At 58.2% G+C, this 17,162-nt stretch carries 19 protein-coding genes and 1 pseudogene; 4 read left to right on the top strand and 16 right to left on the bottom strand.

Going from position 1 to position 17,162, the window contains the following annotated elements:
- Nucleotides 1-18 precede the first annotated feature (18 nt).
- The gene (gene mobB / locus WDN46_09830; protein ID MEJ0093719.1) at nucleotides 19-555 is read right to left on the bottom strand and encodes a molybdopterin-guanine dinucleotide biosynthesis protein B; all 537 of its coding nucleotides are present in this window, start codon (nucleotides 553-555) and stop codon (nucleotides 19-21) included.
- A gap of 2 nt (nucleotides 556-557) precedes the next feature.
- Between mobB and WDN46_09825 the strand changes: the two genes are divergently transcribed.
- The 4 genes from WDN46_09825 to WDN46_09810 are packed head-to-tail and all read left to right on the top strand — an operon-like array spanning nucleotide 558 to nucleotide 2,412.
- The gene (locus tag WDN46_09825) at nucleotides 558-842 is read left to right on the top strand and encodes a hypothetical protein (protein MEJ0093718.1); all 285 of its coding nucleotides are present in this window, start codon (nucleotides 558-560) and stop codon (nucleotides 840-842) included.
- A gap of 40 nt (nucleotides 843-882) precedes the next feature.
- Entirely contained in the window at nucleotides 883-1,125 is a 243-nt protein-coding gene (locus WDN46_09820) for a sulfurtransferase TusA family protein (protein ID MEJ0093717.1), read from the top strand.
- Nucleotides 1,122-1,670 carry a DUF2478 domain-containing protein gene (locus tag WDN46_09815; protein MEJ0093716.1) on the top strand — a complete coding sequence of 183 codons (549 nt, stop codon included), beginning with the start codon at nucleotides 1,122-1,124 and terminating at the stop codon, nucleotides 1,668-1,670. The genes WDN46_09820 and WDN46_09815 overlap by 4 nt, the downstream gene beginning before the upstream one ends.
- A gap of 13 nt (nucleotides 1,671-1,683) precedes the next feature.
- Nucleotides 1,684-2,412 carry an NUDIX hydrolase gene (locus WDN46_09810; protein MEJ0093715.1) on the top strand — a complete coding sequence of 243 codons (729 nt, stop codon included), beginning with the start codon at nucleotides 1,684-1,686 and terminating at the stop codon, nucleotides 2,410-2,412.
- Here the strand turns inward: WDN46_09810 and WDN46_09805 are convergent.
- From WDN46_09805 to acpS, 15 genes and pseudogenes are all read right to left on the bottom strand, one after another.
- Nucleotides 2,400-2,744, bottom strand: coding sequence for a hypothetical protein (locus WDN46_09805; protein ID MEJ0093714.1), 345 nt, complete (start codon nucleotides 2,742-2,744; stop codon nucleotides 2,400-2,402). The genes WDN46_09810 and WDN46_09805 overlap by 13 nt on opposite strands.
- 95 nt (nucleotides 2,745-2,839) lie before the next feature.
- Complete coding sequence (locus WDN46_09800) at nucleotides 2,840-4,033, bottom strand: FAD-dependent monooxygenase (protein MEJ0093713.1); 1,194 nt, start codon at nucleotides 4,031-4,033, stop codon at nucleotides 2,840-2,842.
- Between the two features lie 18 nt (nucleotides 4,034-4,051).
- On the bottom strand, nucleotides 4,052-4,306 hold the full coding sequence (locus WDN46_09795) for a zinc-finger domain-containing protein (GenBank protein MEJ0093712.1): 255 nt from the start codon (nucleotides 4,304-4,306) through the stop codon (nucleotides 4,052-4,054).
- Between the two features lie 146 nt (nucleotides 4,307-4,452).
- Nucleotides 4,453-5,565, bottom strand: a complete 1,113-nt coding sequence (locus tag WDN46_09790) for a glycosyltransferase family 4 protein (protein ID MEJ0093711.1) — start codon at nucleotides 5,563-5,565, stop codon at nucleotides 4,453-4,455.
- Nucleotides 5,566-6,129: 564 nt separating this feature from the next.
- Nucleotides 6,130-7,158 (bottom strand): glycosyltransferase, encoded by a 1,029-nt coding sequence (locus WDN46_09785; protein MEJ0093710.1) that lies wholly within the window; start codon nucleotides 7,156-7,158, stop codon nucleotides 6,130-6,132.
- A 5-nt stretch (nucleotides 7,159-7,163) separates the two neighbouring features.
- Nucleotides 7,164-8,474, bottom strand: coding sequence for a hypothetical protein (locus WDN46_09780; GenBank protein MEJ0093709.1), 1,311 nt, complete (start codon nucleotides 8,472-8,474; stop codon nucleotides 7,164-7,166).
- Between the two features lie 17 nt (nucleotides 8,475-8,491).
- A complete protein-coding gene (locus WDN46_09775; GenBank protein ID MEJ0093708.1) occupies nucleotides 8,492-9,070 on the bottom strand; it encodes an HAD family hydrolase in 579 nt (192 codons plus the stop codon).
- A gap of 172 nt (nucleotides 9,071-9,242) precedes the next feature.
- Nucleotides 9,243-10,463, bottom strand: a complete 1,221-nt coding sequence (locus WDN46_09770) for a glycosyltransferase family 9 protein (protein ID MEJ0093707.1) — start codon at nucleotides 10,461-10,463, stop codon at nucleotides 9,243-9,245.
- Between the two features lie 650 nt (nucleotides 10,464-11,113).
- Nucleotides 11,114-11,880: pseudogene (locus WDN46_09765) on the bottom strand (IS5 family transposase).
- Nucleotides 11,881-12,234: 354 nt separating this feature from the next.
- Nucleotides 12,235-12,846 (bottom strand): guanylate kinase, encoded by a 612-nt coding sequence (gene gmk / locus WDN46_09760; protein MEJ0093706.1) that lies wholly within the window; start codon nucleotides 12,844-12,846, stop codon nucleotides 12,235-12,237.
- Between the two features lie 108 nt (nucleotides 12,847-12,954).
- A complete protein-coding gene (locus WDN46_09755) occupies nucleotides 12,955-13,839 on the bottom strand; it encodes a YicC/YloC family endoribonuclease (GenBank protein MEJ0093705.1) in 885 nt (294 codons plus the stop codon).
- A gap of 116 nt (nucleotides 13,840-13,955) precedes the next feature.
- Nucleotides 13,956-14,882 carry a GTPase Era gene (gene era, locus WDN46_09750; protein ID MEJ0093704.1) on the bottom strand — a complete coding sequence of 309 codons (927 nt, stop codon included), beginning with the start codon at nucleotides 14,880-14,882 and terminating at the stop codon, nucleotides 13,956-13,958.
- Nucleotides 14,879-15,592, bottom strand: coding sequence for a ribonuclease III (rnc, locus tag WDN46_09745; GenBank protein ID MEJ0093703.1), 714 nt, complete (start codon nucleotides 15,590-15,592; stop codon nucleotides 14,879-14,881). The genes era and rnc overlap by 4 nt, the downstream gene beginning before the upstream one ends.
- Nucleotides 15,593-16,387: a signal peptidase I gene (lepB, locus tag WDN46_09740; GenBank protein MEJ0093702.1), complete on the bottom strand. Its 795-nt coding sequence runs from the start codon at nucleotides 16,385-16,387 to the stop codon at nucleotides 15,593-15,595.
- Between the two features lie 306 nt (nucleotides 16,388-16,693).
- Nucleotides 16,694-17,137, bottom strand: coding sequence for a holo-ACP synthase (acpS, locus tag WDN46_09735; GenBank protein MEJ0093701.1), 444 nt, complete (start codon nucleotides 17,135-17,137; stop codon nucleotides 16,694-16,696).
- Nucleotides 17,138-17,162 lie beyond the last annotated feature (25 nt).

The raw sequence follows: 17,162 nt of genomic DNA, 5'->3' as shown, positions 1-17,162 counted from the left end.
AAGCGGATCGAAATAAGCTTACGGCCGCGCGGCTTCTTTGAGCAGTTCGATGGTTTCCGTCAAAGGCGCGGCGAGATCTTGAACGAGATCAGCGACGGCGTTCGCATCGTCGAGATGGGCATGCCGCAGATGCGGCGGCGTGACCTCGCCATCGCTGACCAGCGCCTTAATGCTTTGATCATCGGGATAAAGCAACGGCTTTGCGTTGGCCGTACGATTGATCTCGATCTTGAGATGCGCGTCGCGCTTATAGCCTTCGACGAGTACGAGATCGACAGGGCTCATCCGCGCGAGAAGCTCGGCAAGGTTCGGCTCCGCCGCCCCACGCAGCTCATGCATCAAAGCCCAGCGATTGGCCGAGACGACAAGCACTTCGCTCGCCCCCGCCTCGCGATGCAAATAGGAATCTTTGCCTGGCTTGTCGACATCGAACGCATGATGCGCATGTTTCAGCGTGGAGACCGAAAGGCCGCGCGCGCGGAGAACCGGAATCAATTTGACGATCAAAGTGGTTTTGCCAGCCCCACTCCAACCGGCGAAGCCTATTACGCGCATGATTGAACGCCTCGTTGGTCAATGTCGAGAGCCAGAACAAAGCCGACCGCGCGCAAGCCTCGCGCGACATCCGCGCCGCGCAAATCGGCGCGCACGCAACGCAATATACGACCTCCTCGACGCGCATCAACGTCGGCGCAACCTCGCCGCAGAAGGGGGCGAGCGCGGACAATGCTTTCGCAAGCGGCGTCAAACGGCCGCAACCGTCAAAGTTCCGCCTCGACCGGTCAATTTCGCTCAAATTCTGCGCTCCCTCTGGAACCTCGCGCCCACATCAGCTAGGCTGAGCTCGACGCTTATAGCCGATCACTTTATAGAATCGCGCGCATGACGCTTGACTCGATTTCGACGCTTCTTGATCTGCGCGGCCTGAAATGCCCTCTACCGGCGCTGCGGACCCGCAAGGCTTTGCGCAAGCTTGAGCTGGGCGGCCTTCTCATCGTCGAATGCACCGATCCGCTGGCCTCCATCGATATCCCCCACCTGTTGCAGCAGACCGGCGATCACCTTGAGCGTCAGGAAAGCCTCGACGGCGTCGTCCAGTTTTACATCAGGCGGGCGCAGTCGTGAGCGGACGCTATCCGCATGCTCCCAAAACCCTGGCCGCACTGGTCTTTGCGCCGGGCGAACCCGCCAATCGCATCATCGAAGACTTCGCAAAAGATCAACAGCGGCGCGGCCATTGCATCGGCGGCGCGATCCAGATCACCGACGAGGCGGATGATTGCAATTGCCGGGAGGCTCAGGTCCTTGATGTCGAAACTGGACGGCGCATCACGATTTTGCAGGATCTCGGGCGTCATTCGCAATCCTGCCGGATCGACACCGCCGCCATCGCCGAGGTCGGCCATTTGCTCGCCGGAGCCATTGCGCGATCGCCGGAGCTTTTGTTCATCAACAGGTTCGGCAAGCTCGAAGCCGACGGCAGGGGCGTCTTGGCGGAAATCGGCTCGGCCGCCGCCGCTGGCATCCCGACTCTGGTCAGCGTCAGCATCCGCTTTCTCGATCAATGGCGACAATTCACCATGGGTCTTGACGAAGAACTCGCCTGCTCCAGCTCAGCTTTGGATCAATGGTGGAGCGACATCAAAGCTCTCCGCGCGCTTGTCGTTTGAGCGGGTGACCTCAATGACATCTGATGCCGCGCGGGTCGAAGAAATCGATGACATCGATATTGCGGTCGAGTCCAGGGATTGGCGTTTTGCGATCGATGAGACGGCCGCCATCGATCGCCATTGGGACAAGCTCGCCGCGAAGAACCCGCATCTCTTCAATGGCCGCGTCTTTCTCAACTTCGAGAGGCGCGTCGAGATTGACGGCGGCCGGCGCGTTCTGCGCGGCGCGGCGTCCGAAGTCGAATACAAGACCTTTCTCGCCTGGCGCGATTTCGGCTTCCCTGACGCCGAGGTCCGCAATTGCTTCGCCATGGCGGCGCTGATGTCCGCCGACGGCGCTTTCATGCTTGGCCAAATGAGCGATCTCACCGCCAATGCCGGCCGGATCTATTTCCCCGCAGGAACGCCGGACCGCGACGATGTCAAGGACGGCAAGCTCGATCTCGAGGGCAGCGTTCTGCGCGAACTGCGGGAGGAAACCGGCATCCGCGCCGATGAAGTGACCCTCGCGCCAGGCTGGAGCGTCGTTTTTGAAGGTCCGCGCATCGCCTGCATGAAAATCACCCGCTCGAATCTCGCCGCCGCCGAGATTGAGGCGCGTTTCAAGGCTTTTATAGCGCCGCAAAGCACGCCCGAACTCGTCGCGCTGCACGCTGTCTTTTCAACCCGTGACCTCGACGAAGAGCGGATGCCGGCTTTCACGCTGCGCTATTTGCGCCGCGCTTTAGCTCAGGCGTGGTAGCCGTGCTTCACCTTGGTAGCGCGAATAATGCTCATCGCCTCGCTGTCGCGTCCGCCGGCGCAGGCGTCCGCCGCGCGCATCAAATCGGCCTCGATTTGATCATAGACTGACTGATTGACGTTGCCCGTGCTGACATCGGACGTAAGAACCGTCTGGTAACGATTGAGATTATCGCTGCAGGCGGCGTTCGCGGGCAAGGGCGGCCAATTGGGCTGAGCCGGCCCGGCAGGAGCTGACGGGATCGCCGCGACCGGCGCGCCAGACGAAGCGTTGCAGCCGCCGATCGCGAGAGTCGCGCCGAGCATCGCCATCGACAGATATATCCGGGGCATTCTGAACTCCGCTGGAGAAGCGCAACGCCCCAATCTCATTTGCCGCCTCTTCCTGTCAAGCCCCGGATCGTTTTGCGGCAGCTCCAAAAAAGCGATCATGGCCTCGCATCATAGAGCCAATCGAAGCGGGCGAGCATCCGTTCGCCGCCGAGCGCGCGCAGACCGATATCGCGCGCAAGGGCGGCCGGACCGGACAGATGATAGATCTCGCCCTGCCGTCGCGACTGCTGCTGCACCCGGCTCGACCGCCGAAGCCGCATCGCCTCATAGGTTTTTAGCGCACGCGGAATGTCCTGATCGCTCGCGAGGGCGCGGCCCAAAGCGTCGGCGTCCTCTATCGCCTGGGCAGCCCCCTGCGCCAAAAAAGGCAGCATCGGATGCGCGGCGTCGCCAAGAAGCGCGACTCGCCCCATTGTCCACGCTTCGAGCGGATCGCGATCGAACAGCGGCCATTTGCGCCAGTCGTCCGCAGCGGCGAGCAGCGCGCGCGCGGTTTTATCCCAGCCAGAAAATCGCGCCTCGAGAAAAGCCGGATCGCCCGGACTCGACCAGCCCTTTTCCGCGCCAGAATCGCCAAGCTCATCCTCGACGATCGCAACCGCATTGACGATCGTCTGGCCGCGCAACGGATAATGCACAAGATGGGCTTTGCGCCCGAGCCAAACGGAGGTCTCCGGCCGCAGCATATCGGGGGCGACGCGGCTCGCTGCGATAAGACTGCGCCACGCGGTGCGCTTCGAGAATCGCAACGCGTCTGCAGCGCTCCCGAGCAATTTTGCGCGCACGATGGAGCGCCACCCGTCGGCGCCGACCAGGCAATCGCCGGCCGCCTCCATTCGGATCAACCCGCGTCTCAACGCCACCGCGACGCCATCGCCGCCGGCGGCAAAGCCCGCAACTGCGACGCCAGTGTGAATTGCGATCGCGTCATGCTGTGCGATCGTGTCAAGGAGAGCCTGCTGGAGATCGGCGCGGTGAACCAGAAGATAGGGCGCGCGCCAGCGCTTTTCGGCGTCATCGAGTTGCATCAGACTGAGCGTCGCGCCATCGCGCGCGCGCCGAATCTTGATCGCGCGGGGCGCGAGGCTGGACGGGATCAAGCGCTCGATGACATCGAGGTCACGCAGAATCGCGCTGGCGTTGGGCGAAAGCTGAAGACCGGCTCCAGCCTCTTCAAGCGCGCTTGCCTGATCAAAGACGCTGACCAGCCAGCCGCCGCGCGCAAGACACAGGGCGGCGCATAGACCGCCGATTCCCGCCCCGGCGATCAGCGCATGGGGACGGCTCATCGGCCCCAGCGCGACGGCTCAGACTTTGTCGAGAGCGGTCTCTGGATCGAAAGCGCATTCGGCCGGAATGCAGCCTCCATGCAAATCCGCGTCATAGACGTAGAGGGTCGAGCAATAGGGGCAGATAGCTTCATTGGCATCGCCCATGTCGATGAAAATATGTGGATGATCGAACGGCGGCAATGCGCCGACGCACATGAATTCCTTCGCCCCTACGCGGACTCGCGGAACCCCCGGTTGATTGTGAAAGTGCGGTACGCCATGTGCGGCCATGTCTTGTCCCAACTCTACAAAGCGCGCGGAGCATAGGCGCGCGAGCGCGGTTTGGGTAGCCCCCTGGACGTCGGTTTTGGACCATCATCGTAACCTCCAGACGGCTCGACCTGGCGATAGATTATCCGACAGCGAAATCCCCGCCCTCAGCGCTTCAATTCCGCGCCGTCAATGGTTGCGAGCTCTTCGCTATTCGATTCGATGAGCAACTCATCCAGTATTTGATCAAGAGCCGTCCGAAAGTTCGCGTCGAGGTATTTTTCCATAACCTTTTGGCGACCGCGCTCCCCCATCTCCGCCGCCGCCTGACGTTGAGACAACAACAGATAGAGGCGCTCCACGAGCGCCGCCTCTTCGTCGGGATCGACGACGAATCCGTCAACGCCGTCAGCGACGATTTCGCTCGAGGCGCCAATCGAACTGCAAATGACCGGCAATCCATGCTGCCACGCTTCGAGATAGACGATCCCGAAACCTTCCTTGTTCGATGGCATGGCGAAGACCGACGCGCGCTCATAGGCCGCGAGCAACTCCGCGTCATCGACCCGACCGTAAAACCTGACGACGTCGTCGACGCCAAGATCTTTTGCAAGCTTTTTCAACTCCGGCAACAGCGAGCCGTCGCCGATAATGTCGTATCTGACGTCCGGCAGTTTTTGTCTCAACACGGCGACAGCGCGAACCATTTTATCGACGTTTTTCTCCCGCTCGCTCTCGGCGAGCCGCGTCACGGTCAGGATCGTCGAAAGCGACCGCTGGTTTGAGCTCGGCGAAACAGTGAGGGGATCGACCGCATTGGGCAGAAGCCGGAATTTCGTCAAGGGAACGTCGAATTCACGGGCCATCACGTCGACCGTGAACTGGCTAACGGCAGCGATCCGCGTCAGAGAACTGACGAACCGCGTCTCATAGAAGCGCTTTTTCCTGCGAATATTCCAGACTTCGTCTCCGTGAACGAAGAGGAGTATAGGCAGTTTGGGGCGCATAATCCTGACCAGAACTGCAAGAGGGAGCAGATTGATGTGGCAGAGGATAAAAATATTAGCCTTGGTCAGCCCTTCCCAGCCGGCTCTTAGGTAAAAGCAGATTTTACACTTGGGGGCCGTAATTTCGAGCCCTTGTATCGTTGGAAGCTGCGCGTTCTGGTCGCCTCGCACAATGGCTAGCGGCGAATGCTTCCCAATCGCGCGCCGCGCAAGGTTTTGAAAAACCCGGCGATTGAAATTCTGTATTCCACCTATTCTTGAATAGGTTTCCAATGCGCAAACGACAATGCGCCCGGGCCTTTGCGTTAAATGTGACAACATTCACTGAACGCCAATGTAAAGATCGTCGCAATGCCGCATCGAATTGTAAAGACTTGCCGCAACGCGGCATGGAATTCAAATTGAAATGAAGGCAACCATAAGAAGCGGACGACGATTAAATAACCCAAGGTTGATTTAATATAGTAAATATATACTTCCTTTAAAAACCATGAAACATCTGTTTCTGTCAACCTAGAAGAATGTAGACTGAGATCTGATGAAATCTGACCATTTAACAAGAATGAGCGGATCCCGAATATCAGAGACGCGACCCCAGACGGGTGAAACGTCTGGGCAGCTAAGACCTTGCGGTTTTGAAGCTGAAAGGCAGCGTAAATGCTGACGTCACAGTAATTAATTTAATTTCTATCGTTCTATATAAGTTAAATTATTTTTAATATAACAAGATGCAGCCAACTTATTTTTTGGATCTTCTTGACCGACCGCAAAGTCGATCATAAGAAATGAGCGTATGGTACCAAATAGAGAGCGCGAAACCCGTTAGCTTGCGGGGCGCTATGCTTTTGCGGCAGCCTCTATTATCTTGGACAAAAGCTTCTCGTTGAAGTCGCCATTCTTGTGCACACGAGAAAGTCCAGCGGCCGCTATCTGCTTGATGCGCTCAGGCTGCCCAAGCAACGAAAGACAGAGGTCAGCGCACTCCTCTGCGTCTTCGAAAAATACCGCCTCCTCGCCGTCCTTATACATTTCGAGATGGTCCGTCGTCCGCTCGGCGCAAAAAAGCGTCCCTATCGCGGGAATTTCAAAGCTTCTCGTAGTATGAAGATCTTCATTGCCCTTGGACAGGAGTCCGACCGCAATGGAGGCTCCCCTAACAGCTTTGACGTAATCATCGCCATCTAGGTTGCCAAGAACAATATGCCGCCGCAGCCTTTCGTACTCCGGAGCCTTGTTCCAGCGAGATCCATAGATTCTCAACGGCACGTCCCTTTCAATGAGCCGCAGCATGAATGGGCCGCGCTCAGGCATCCAGGTGCCGACGAAAGCAACATCAGAAGTAAACCGCGCGCGATCCTGCTCGCTTAGTTCGATTGGTCTATGGACAGCTTCGTCCGCCGCCTCTCTCACAAGCAGCACATGTCGCGCCCCAGCCCGCCGGGCGCCTTCCGCGCTAGTTATTCTGTGGGTCGCCACCAAGTCATAATTCGGCAAGGCTTTCAGAAACAAACGCCATTTTTGCCTGTCCCGCGCGACATAGGGATTGTCCTGATTATAGTTTACAACGACTTTGCCGATTTTTTTCAGCGCTATTATTGTTGCTCCATCAAGGAGCTCTCCGTGATCCACTAGAACAAAATCGAAATTCGCGCCTTTCACCCTAGACAAAACATAACGCCTGATGAGCCAAGCAAAACCAAACGCCCCCGTTCTGTAAATCCAGTAGTGGAACAGCCTTGCTGGAAAGCGCGTCGCCGGGATGGCAAGATATGGGTCAACTACAGTCACTTCATGGCCAAGCCTTCTGAGGGCTAAAATCCTCTGGATTGCAGTTCCTTCTTCCGGGCCAAGATATAATATCTTCATCAGTGTCACCAGCTGTCTTTTACTTTCGGCGATTTTTGATACATCTGCGCCACAACTATAATCAACATTGCCCCATTTATAACAAGCAAAGGCGAGACAACCCCCGTCAACCCATAAGGCGAAGCAAGAAAATAGCTACAGATCACTGCAACAAAAGCGAGGGCGCCGTAAGCATGAGCGGTCACGACGTGACGATTGATTGCGGCAAGCGGAATGAAAATCGTCGTCCATAGCATTTCGAAAATGACGGATAGCAGCAACAGACCGAAAAATGGTTGTTCGATATACACTTTCCTTTTCGTCCAAATGGACAATATCCAGCCTCCGAGGACGGAAAGGCCGATAAAATAAACCACGGAAATCGCGAGCGCGGCCAAAAAATGCAAGACTATAAGTCGTCTATAAAGAGCAATATTGCCCAGCCCGAACAGTCTCGAATATTCCGGCATGATCGCGGCCCCCACCGTATTCGTCGCCGTCGTGCCAAGCCTTGCCAGCGTGCGGCAGGTTGAGAAAATCACAACGTCTACCGGCCTTGCCGCCAGTCCAAGGACGATGACTGGTCCGCTAATCGCCAAGGCTTGCGCAACCGTCTGCGACATAAAGCTGATGGAAGGATGAAACAGCCGGTTCACCTCGGCCCTGGAGGCGTGCGACCAGCCGAGGCGTAGCCAGGGCGAGATCCTGCGCAACCACAGAAAAACAATGGCGAGAAACACAAGGCTTTTGACGAGGGTCAAGGCGGCGACAACGACGATGCCTCCCCCGAGAAATACCGTCGCGGCAGTCAGCAGGCCGCCGCAAAGCCTTGCGGTTGCGCTCACGGCCACTTCGGCGGCAGGTCGCCCCGCAGCACGGAGGCCCCCCGAAAAAAGCAGGAAATACTGGTAGAGGACGACGTCAGCGCACAGTAGAAAAAGGACAAGTTTCGCCTGCGTCTCGGATGCGTCGCCGAGTTCGAAAAACGACCCTAGCCTGATACTGAGAAGCGCTAGAGCGGCGAGACAAATAACGCCGCCTGCGACGAGGTTCAGGAGCATGAAAACGCTTTGGTAAGTGACTACCGCGCCTCCGCTGTCACCCTTCGCCACCTTAATCGTCATTTCATTCTTGGCGCTCAGCGTGAAGCCGAAGTCGCTAAACGTCAGATAAGTCGGGATCGCCGACAACAATAGCCAGACGCCGTAGCGCTCCGCGCCCCACGCGTGCAAAAAAATTGGCACAAGCGCGATCTGGACGCCAAGATTGATGACCTGATTGTAAATTTGGGCGCTGAAGGTAAAGCCGACGCGCCGAAGTGAACCTGGTGACGCCATTGGACAGCCCGATTCTGCTAGAGCGTGACGGCAGTGTTCGTGCGGCGGCTGTCTAGCGTCAAACGGCGAGCGACTTCCTCACTGGCCTCAACGAGGTCGCGACAAACCGGCGCCGCTACCGAGCGGGCATAATCCGCGTCCAAGCGCCCGTGTCCTGTGGTGACGAGAATGCCGGCGGCGCCGACTGCCGCCGCGAGATCTATGTCAGACCTTTTGTCGCCAATCACAAAGGAGCGCATCGGGTCGAGATCAAGGTCGCGAACCGCCGCATCGATCATGCCAGGCAACGGCTTGCGACACCTGCAGTCATCGTCGGGCGCATGCGGACACCTATACCATCCGGCAATCGCAATGCCCTCCTGAGCCAGCAGGTCTTTGAGGCGCTGTTCCACCGCGTCCGCCTGCTCAACTGAAAAATAGCCGCGCCCGATGCCGGACTGGTTGGAGACCACGACAAAAGGCAGGCCATGCCGGGACATGGCGCGAAGTCCCTCCGCGGCGCCATCAAGGAGGACAACCTGGTCCGGATCGGAAGGGTAGTTCTTCTCAACGATGATAGTTCCATCCCGATCAAGGAAGATTGCTGGAGACGACATGCGAATCCCTTGGACTTGGACCTGGAGCGCCGCCCAAAAGAAAGCGCCGCTTTTTGGATGAGATCATGCGTTGAGATCAAGCCAGCGTCATATTTGAAAAACTATGACCTTTTCAGAAAGGCCTTCAAAGCGAATAAACAACAAATCTATTTAAGAAAGAAACATTCGCATTCTAAAGTTTGCTGTTCACGTCGGCCAACGCTGGCAAAGCCTCGCGGACGGCCGCGGCCATGTCATCGACGCCTATAGTCGCTATCCCTTCCATATGATGGATAATTCTGTGCCCGGAACCGTAGGGGTGCCAAGTGCGCGGCGGATTCTGGTCGCCAAACGGCGCCACGCAGACAATTCCGCAAGCGGCGGCAAGGTGCATCGGACCCGAATTATGGCCGATAAAAAGGCTGGCTTCTGCGAGCGCGGCCGCGCTTTCGCGAGGCATAAGGCGTCCACAAGCGTTGACCACCGCGCTAGGCCAGCCTTTCGTGATTTCCGACACGCAGGAGCTCTCCTCGGCTGCGCCGACGACAAAAAGCCCATATGCGCCATGGGTGCTGGCGAGTTCGACGAAGAGACGTCGCCAATTGTCCTGACCCCAATGGTTCTCGACGACTTTGCCGCCCATATTGATCGCAATGAAAGGCCGTGCATTGAAGGGAGCGATGGCCTTACCGCCGGCTTCCCGTTCTTGACCGGTCAGCCGCAAATCCCAATTAGAGCGGCGCTCGAGATCAATGGGTCCCAATGCTGCGAGGCCACGGACCAAACGCTGGCATTCATATTCGAAAAGTCCCGTCGCGGGGTCGATCAGGTCGTCCTGTTCATCTTTCCACGTTGGAGCGCCGATGATTTGTTTGAAGCCGCAGAGACGCAAAAACACAAGGTCGCGATAAGTTTTGAGGCGCTTTCGAGGCGGCGCAAGGTAAACGAGGGTCGACGCCTTCAGCCTCTTCAGACGCCTCGCCAAATCCCACAAATGCCTGACTGATCGCAGTTGGACAGGGTAATCAATGATGCCTTCAATAAGGCCCGACCCGCGCAAGATGGTCTCAAGTGGGGCCGCCTTTGACGAAACAGGACTGTTCGTCAGCACATATCGCTCGGCATTCGGGAAAACTTCCGCCACTTTATGGAAACAAGGCAGAGCGACGACCGTGTCGCCAAGGCTTCCGAGCCGATAGATCACGATGCGTTCCGAGGGCTCTTTTCCGGAGCGCATCGGCATCGGGCGAGTAAATTGCGTCGCTTCATGGCCTTTGCCGCTGGCTGAAGCCTCCTCGGCGTCATTGGCGGTTTTGAAGGTCCGGCGCTGCCAGACGGCTCCCAATTGATCGGTCAACCTGGAAAGCGACTTCTGAAGCCGACTCCAATGAGCAGATAAATCAAAGTCGGTCATGTTGCTTGCGCTAAACTCCGGCAAAGACCGCCCGGCTGAATTGGGCGTTCACCCGCTAAAAGCCCAACTAAGGCGAAGCGACGGGACGCAGTTGCAGACTTTGCCCGTCATAAACAATTGATTTCGTTGATGATCGTTGCGCCGCTTTTAGATCGACTATTTGGCGTCTTGAGGGAGCGTCCACCAAGCCTCCTCTTTTTGACATCGCCAAACACAGGTTGTTTCCATCAGGCTTACAAAGTTCCGCCATTTGGTTCTCAACTCTATGTGGCGACGTGACTTGCTTATAACATTGAAGGCCCTGGAAGGAAAGCGCAGCTCTTAGACTCTAACCACGACATTTTCGATCTTGATCTCGCGTCGTCATATTTTCTTTAAACGAATTTTTCTCTATTTGGCTCGAAATTCGTCATTAATTCTTCAGCGGTAGGAACCCGTCAGCATAAGATGCGAGACATAGTCCGCTACCCCGGATTCTAATGAATGAAAAGTTAAATCGTAACCCGCGCTCCAGAGCTTGTTCATGTCCGCTTGAGTGAAATACTGATATCAATCACTAATATTGACCGGAACATCAATATATCCTATATTCACTTTCTTTCCCACGGCGGCTCCGATCGCGAAGACAAGGTCTAGGCAGTAGTGACGAATTACCTGAGCATGATAGCAATAGCGGCGAGCAATACGAAGCCTCGGTAGTTTGCGAGGAGCTTGTCGTATCGGGTTGCGACGCGCCGGAACTGCTTCAGTTTATTGAAGAAACGCTCGACGAGATTGCGCTCCTTGTAGAGCGCCTTGTCGTAGGGGAGCGGCGCGCGGCGATTGGATTTTGATGGGATCACCGGCTCAGCCTCACGCATAAGAACAGCCTTGCGCAAGTGATTGGCGTCATAACCTTTATCGGCGATGATCGCATCGGCCGCAAAGCCTTCGATCAGGGCGTGCGCTTTTGTGATGTCGTTGCGCTGCCCAGGTCCGAGAAGGAGCCGAACGGGGTTGCCGAGTGCGTCTGTCGCGGCGTGGATTTTGGTGCTCAAACCACCGCGAGAGCGGCCCAGGCCTTGGGCATCCGCCCCCCTTTGGCGATCCTTGCGCCGGCCGCGTGCTGATGGGCGCGCACGATTGTTGAGTCGATCATCAGCCATTCGAGATCGGCCTCGGCGGTGAATGCCTCAAGAAATCCGTCCAAGGCGCCGCGCTCGATCCAGCGATAGTAGCGGCGTTTCACCGCCTGATGGTCGCCGAAGCGTTCGGGCAGATCGCGCCAGCGGCCGCCCGAGCGGGCCATCCATAACAGCGCGTCGACGAAGCGTCGATTGTCGCAGCGCGGCCCGCGCTGGCCGGCTCTTCCGCCTGGCACAAGATCACAAAGCCGCTCCCATTGATCGTCTCGCAGCGCATCGACATCCCGAATCATCAAGGCTGATCTCCAAAAATCAGCCTTGAATCATGGAAAGATCCTCGCGAGAATCCCCCAAACGCCGAATTCGTCACAACGGCCTAGGAGCGGACGAGCCTTGCCCGTTCCGAGATTGAATAGGCCGGAAACGCCTGGATGTGCAAAAAGTCACATCGGCGACGCAATCAGCGACATGCGCGAAGTCGCGCATTTGTTCACCGTCGCGATAGTCGTCGTGATGCGATCTGAATAATGAAATCCGTTCGCCCGCCGCGATCGTCGCAGTTACATCCTACAAGGCCGAGCTCCCGCCAGCCTGACCTTTCCCGCAATCGGCCCTATTTCAAACCGGCGGCTGAACGCGCCGATTGGTCACGCCTCGGCCAGCAGCTTTTCGACGAAAGCGCCGATCCCCTCTTTCTGGCGCGCAGCGCGGCGGCGCTCAGCTGTCAGAATCGCGTAAAGGTCGTTGAAGGTGCTCTGCAGGTCGCCATTCACCAAGACATAATCATATTGAGTCCAGCGGCGAATTTCGTTCCGCGCATTGTCCAGTCTCTTGGCGATGACATCCGGCGGATCTTCGGCGCGACGCTCAAGGCGCGCGCGCAATTCCTTCATCGACGGCGGAAGGATGAAAATCGTCACAACGTCGTCGGCGGTCTTCTGCTTGACCTGTTGCGTGCCCTGGTAATCAATGTCGAACAGCACATCGCGGCCCTGCGCCAGGACTTTTTCAACCGGCTCGCGCGGGGTGCCGTACCAATTGCCATGCACCTCCGCCCATTCCAGCAGATCGCCAGCGTCGCGCAGCGCCTCGAACTGTTTCTTTTCGATGAACGTATAATGGATGCCGTCGACCTCGCTCGACCGACGCGGCCGCGTCGTCACCGAAATCGACAATGTGAGATCGAGTTCCTTGGTCTGCAGCAGCATGCGGGTCAGCGTTGTCTTGCCGGCGCCGGAAGGCGACGACAGGATCAGCATCAGGCCCCTCCTGCCAAGGCCTGGCTCGTTGTGGGGCGGTAATCCCCGCCGGGTCACGTCTCGTTCCAAAAACGGCGCTCCGTGAGATCATGATCTGGCTGCATGGCGCTACTCGATATTCTGAATCTGCTCGCGAAACTGCTCTATTTCCGCGCGCAATTCGAGGCCAATGGCGGTCAAACTCGCGTCATTCGATTTGGCGCAGAGCGTATTGGCCTCCCGCCCAAGTTCTTGCGCCAGAAAGTCCAGCCTGCGGCCGATCGCCCCGCCGGACGCCAGCAAGTCCCGCGCAGCTTTGACGTGCGCCGCCAACCGATCCAGCTCCTCCCGGACGTCGGCCTTGGCGGCCAGCATCAAGGCTTCCTGATGCAGCCGGTTTGGATCGAAATGCGCATTATCGGCAAGCGCCGCGATTGATTGCGCGAGGCGCGCCTTGATCGCCTCAGGCTTGCGCGCCGGGCAAGCCTCGGCCGCCTCGGTCAGCGCCGCGATATTGTGCAGCCGGGCGCGCAGCACGAAAGCCAGCGCCTCGCCCTCGCTCCGCCGCATCGCGAGCAACGCCTCGAGCGCCGCGTCGAGATCCCGGAGGGCACCGACATGCGCCTCCGCCGCCTCGGCTTCGCCTTCGGTTGCATCGGCGACCTCGATCACCCCCCGAATAGAAAGAAGACCGTCAAGACTCGCGGGCTTGAGCCCGTCAGGGAGATCGATCGCCCCTACCGCCGCGACGAGCTTGCTCAATAGCTCCTGATTGATGCGGATTTCCGGGCTCATGGCCGCTCTCTGCGCGGATAGAGTGGCATAAACCGTTCCACGCGCCAGCTTTTCGATGACCCGCCGCCGCGCCTCCGGTTCTATCGCATCGAAGGCGGCCGGCAGCCGAAGCCGCGCATCAAGGCCTTTGGCGTTGACGGATTTGAGCTCCCAGGCCCAGCTATAGACGCCGGCGCCTCCCGCGACCCGGGCGAAGCCGGTCATGCTGGCGATTGTCATCAAATGGACTTTTGGAAGCTGGAGGAACTTGGAATCTGAAGCGATCGATTGCGTAGCATAAATCCGCTCAGGATCGCGCTCAAGTTGAGTTGGCGCCGATAGCGGCTGAGGAAAACTCACTGTTTCGGGAAATCGAGCCCCATCTCGCGGTAGCGTTCGGGATCGTCGGCCCAATTCTCGCGCACTTTGACGAAGAGAAACAGATGCACTTTCTGTTCGGTCGCCTCCATGATGTCCTTGCGCGCCTCCATGCCGATCGCCTTGATCGTGCGGCCGCCTTCGCCGATGACAATTTTCTTGTGACCCTCGCGCATGACGTAAATGGTCTGCTCGATCCGCGCCGATCCATCGGGCATGTCTTTCCACTGTTCCGTCTCGACAGTGGATTGGTAAGGCAATTCATCGTGCAGGCGCTCAAAGATCTTTTCGCGCGTAATTTCCGCGGCGAGCGAGCGCAACGGCGCGTCGGAAATCTGATCCTCCGGATAGAGCCAGGGTCCTGGCCGCATCAGGGCGCCAAGCTGCTGCCGGAGTTTCGGCACGCCATGGCCGCGCAGAGCCGAGATCATGAACGTGTCCGCGAAAGACAATTCGGCGTTGAGCTTGGCGGCGAGCTCGAGAAGTTTTGGCGGCTCCACCGTATCGATCTTGTTGAGGACGAGAATCTTGACGCCGCCGACTTGCGGCAGTCGCGCCAGAATCGCCTCCACCTCATCATCGACGCCTCTGCGCGCATCAACCAGCAAGGCGACGGCATCGGCATCCCCCGCCCCGCCCCATGCTGAGGTCACCATGGCGCGGTCGAGCCTGCGCTTCGGCGCAAAAATCCCCGGCGTATCGACGAAAATGATTTGGGCCGCGCCCTCAATCGCGATGCCGCGCACCAGGGTGCGGGTGGTCTGCACCTTGCGCGAAACGATCGAGACTTTGGCCCCGACGAGTTGATTGATGAGCGTCGATTTTCCGGCATTGGGCGCGCCGATCAGGGCGACAAAGCCGCAGCTTGTTTCAACCGGCTCGCCAGCATCATTATCTACGTTCACGCTACGCCCTTTTGGTCGCCTTGATCGATGATTTTCTCGCGCGCCATAAAACCGGCTGCGGCGGCCTGTTCGGCGAGCCGCTTGGCGAACCCTTTAGCTTCGGCCCGGGGATAGCCCGGCACTTCAACGCAAATGGTGAATTCCGGCGCGTGATCTGGACCTGAGCGCCCGATCTCGCGGTAGAGCGGCGGCGCCAGCCCCCGCGCCTGCGCCCATTCCTGCAAAGCGGTCTTCGGATCGCGCAACGGCCGGCGCGGCGAGCGCATGCGCGGCTCGAACGCAGCCTTGACGACGCTTCTTGCGGCCTCATAGCCGGCGTCGAGGAAAACCGCGCCGATGATCGACTCGCAAAGATCGCCAAGGATCGCCGTCTTCACGGCCTGCGTCTGCTTTTCGCTTTCGCCGAGCCGGGCGAAAGCCTGCGCGCCCCATTCGAACGCAACTTCCGCGCAACTCTCTTTGCGCACAAGATCGGCGAGGCGGCGCGAAAGCTCCCCCTCGTCGGCCTTCGGAAAGGCCTCATACAGCATTTCGGCGATGACGAGGCCGAGCACGCGGTCGCCGAGAAATTCCAGCCTTTGATAGGTCTCATGTTTGCCGACTGTTGCGGCGCTCACATGAGTCAGCGCCGCGGCGACAAGGCTGCCGTCCGCAAAGACATGCCCAATGCGGGCTTCGAGCGCGCTTAAGTCTGGCTTTAGCCGAGTCATCTATTTTACGGGTTTCAGCATCCGGTCCCAACGCACCGTCCAGGGCCACTCCCAGAACGCCCAGGCCGGCTCGCCCTTGCCGACTGAGAAGAAGATCAATTCCGCCCGGCCGACCAGATTCGCGATCGGCACGAAGCCGACGCCGCCCTGATCGGGCGAAACCCGGCTGTCAGTGGAATTGTCGCGATTATCGCCCATCATGAAATAATTTCCAGGGGGCACCTCGTAGACTTGCGTATTGTCGTTGAAGCCGCTGTCGCCCTGGATTTCTATGATCGTATGCTTGACCCCGCCGGGCAAGGTTTCTTCATAGGTCGGAACATCCGTTTCGCGACCATAGAAATCCTCGGTATGAGCCTTCGCAATCGGCTCGCGCTCGACGATTTCGCCGTTGATGTATAGGCGGCCTTCCTTCATCTGCACCTTGTCGCCGGGAAGGCCGATCACGCGCTTGATGTAATCCGTCTGACCGTCGCGCGGCAGTTTGAACACCACGACGTCGCCGCGCTTTGGCGGCGAGGACAGAATGCGGCCGTTAAAAAGGTCCGGGCTGAAGGGAAACGAATGCTTCGAATAGCCATAGGCGTATTTCGAGACGAACAGATAATCGCCGATCAGAAGCGTCGGAATCATCGATCCGGATGGAATGTTGAACGGCTGAAACAGGAAGGTGCGAATAACGAGCGCGATCAGCAGGGCCTGGACGATGACTTTCACAGTCTCGCCGAGGCCGCCTTCCTTGGCGCGCTGCTTAGCATCAACGCCTTTCCTGTCTAACCGCACTGGTTCTGTCATCTCGTATCTTCTCTCTAGAGCAATTTCATGCGCATGCGACGCCGGTTCGCCTGCAACTGCGGCAAAATGAACGGGTAATGCGTTTTCGACGATGCGATTGATCGCAAAAAAGGGTCCGGGACTGCAGCCGCTTGAGCCGGAAGTTTCGCTCATTACCATGCGGCGAAACTGCGGTATAGGGCGCCTAAGGCATGATCTCGGAAAGTTGCAGACTTTTCGAGCCGCGCCGCCCTGTGAAATAAGCAGACAGGGAGCATAATCGCTTAGAATAAAGCGATTATTCTCGATTAACCGAACGTCGCACGCTCACGCCTCGAAAATCCCCGAATCCGTCCCTAGCAGGACGGCATCCGGATCTTCGAGCGCCTCAATGATTACTTGCGCTTGCGCTAAAGGATATTCGTCGGTCAGCGTCAGATGGATGACCGCTCGACAGGCCCGCGGGGTCAGGATTGCAAGCCGCGCCGCAGCGCCGCCGGTCAAGACCAAGGTCGGTTGGCCGGACGCCAAATTGACGACCCCCATCTCGCGCCAGGCGACGCCGAAGCGCAGCCCAGTGCCCAGCGCCTTGGCGCAAGCCTCCTTCGCCGCGAAGCGCTTGGCGTAGGATGCGGCGCGCGACGCCTGGCCATCCGATTTCTGGCGCTCGACCTCGGTGAAAACGCGCCGCGTGAAGCGCTCGCCAAAGCGCGCCAGGGAATCTTCAATGCGGCGGATATCGCAAAGATCGTTGCCAAAACCGATGATCATTCAGAGACATCCGCCCGATCTGAAA

The sequence above is a fragment of the Methylocella sp. genome, from assembly GCA_037200525.1.
GTDB lineage: Bacteria > Pseudomonadota > Alphaproteobacteria > Rhizobiales > Beijerinckiaceae > Methylocapsa.
This window is presented reverse-complemented; position numbering and strand designations above follow the sequence as displayed.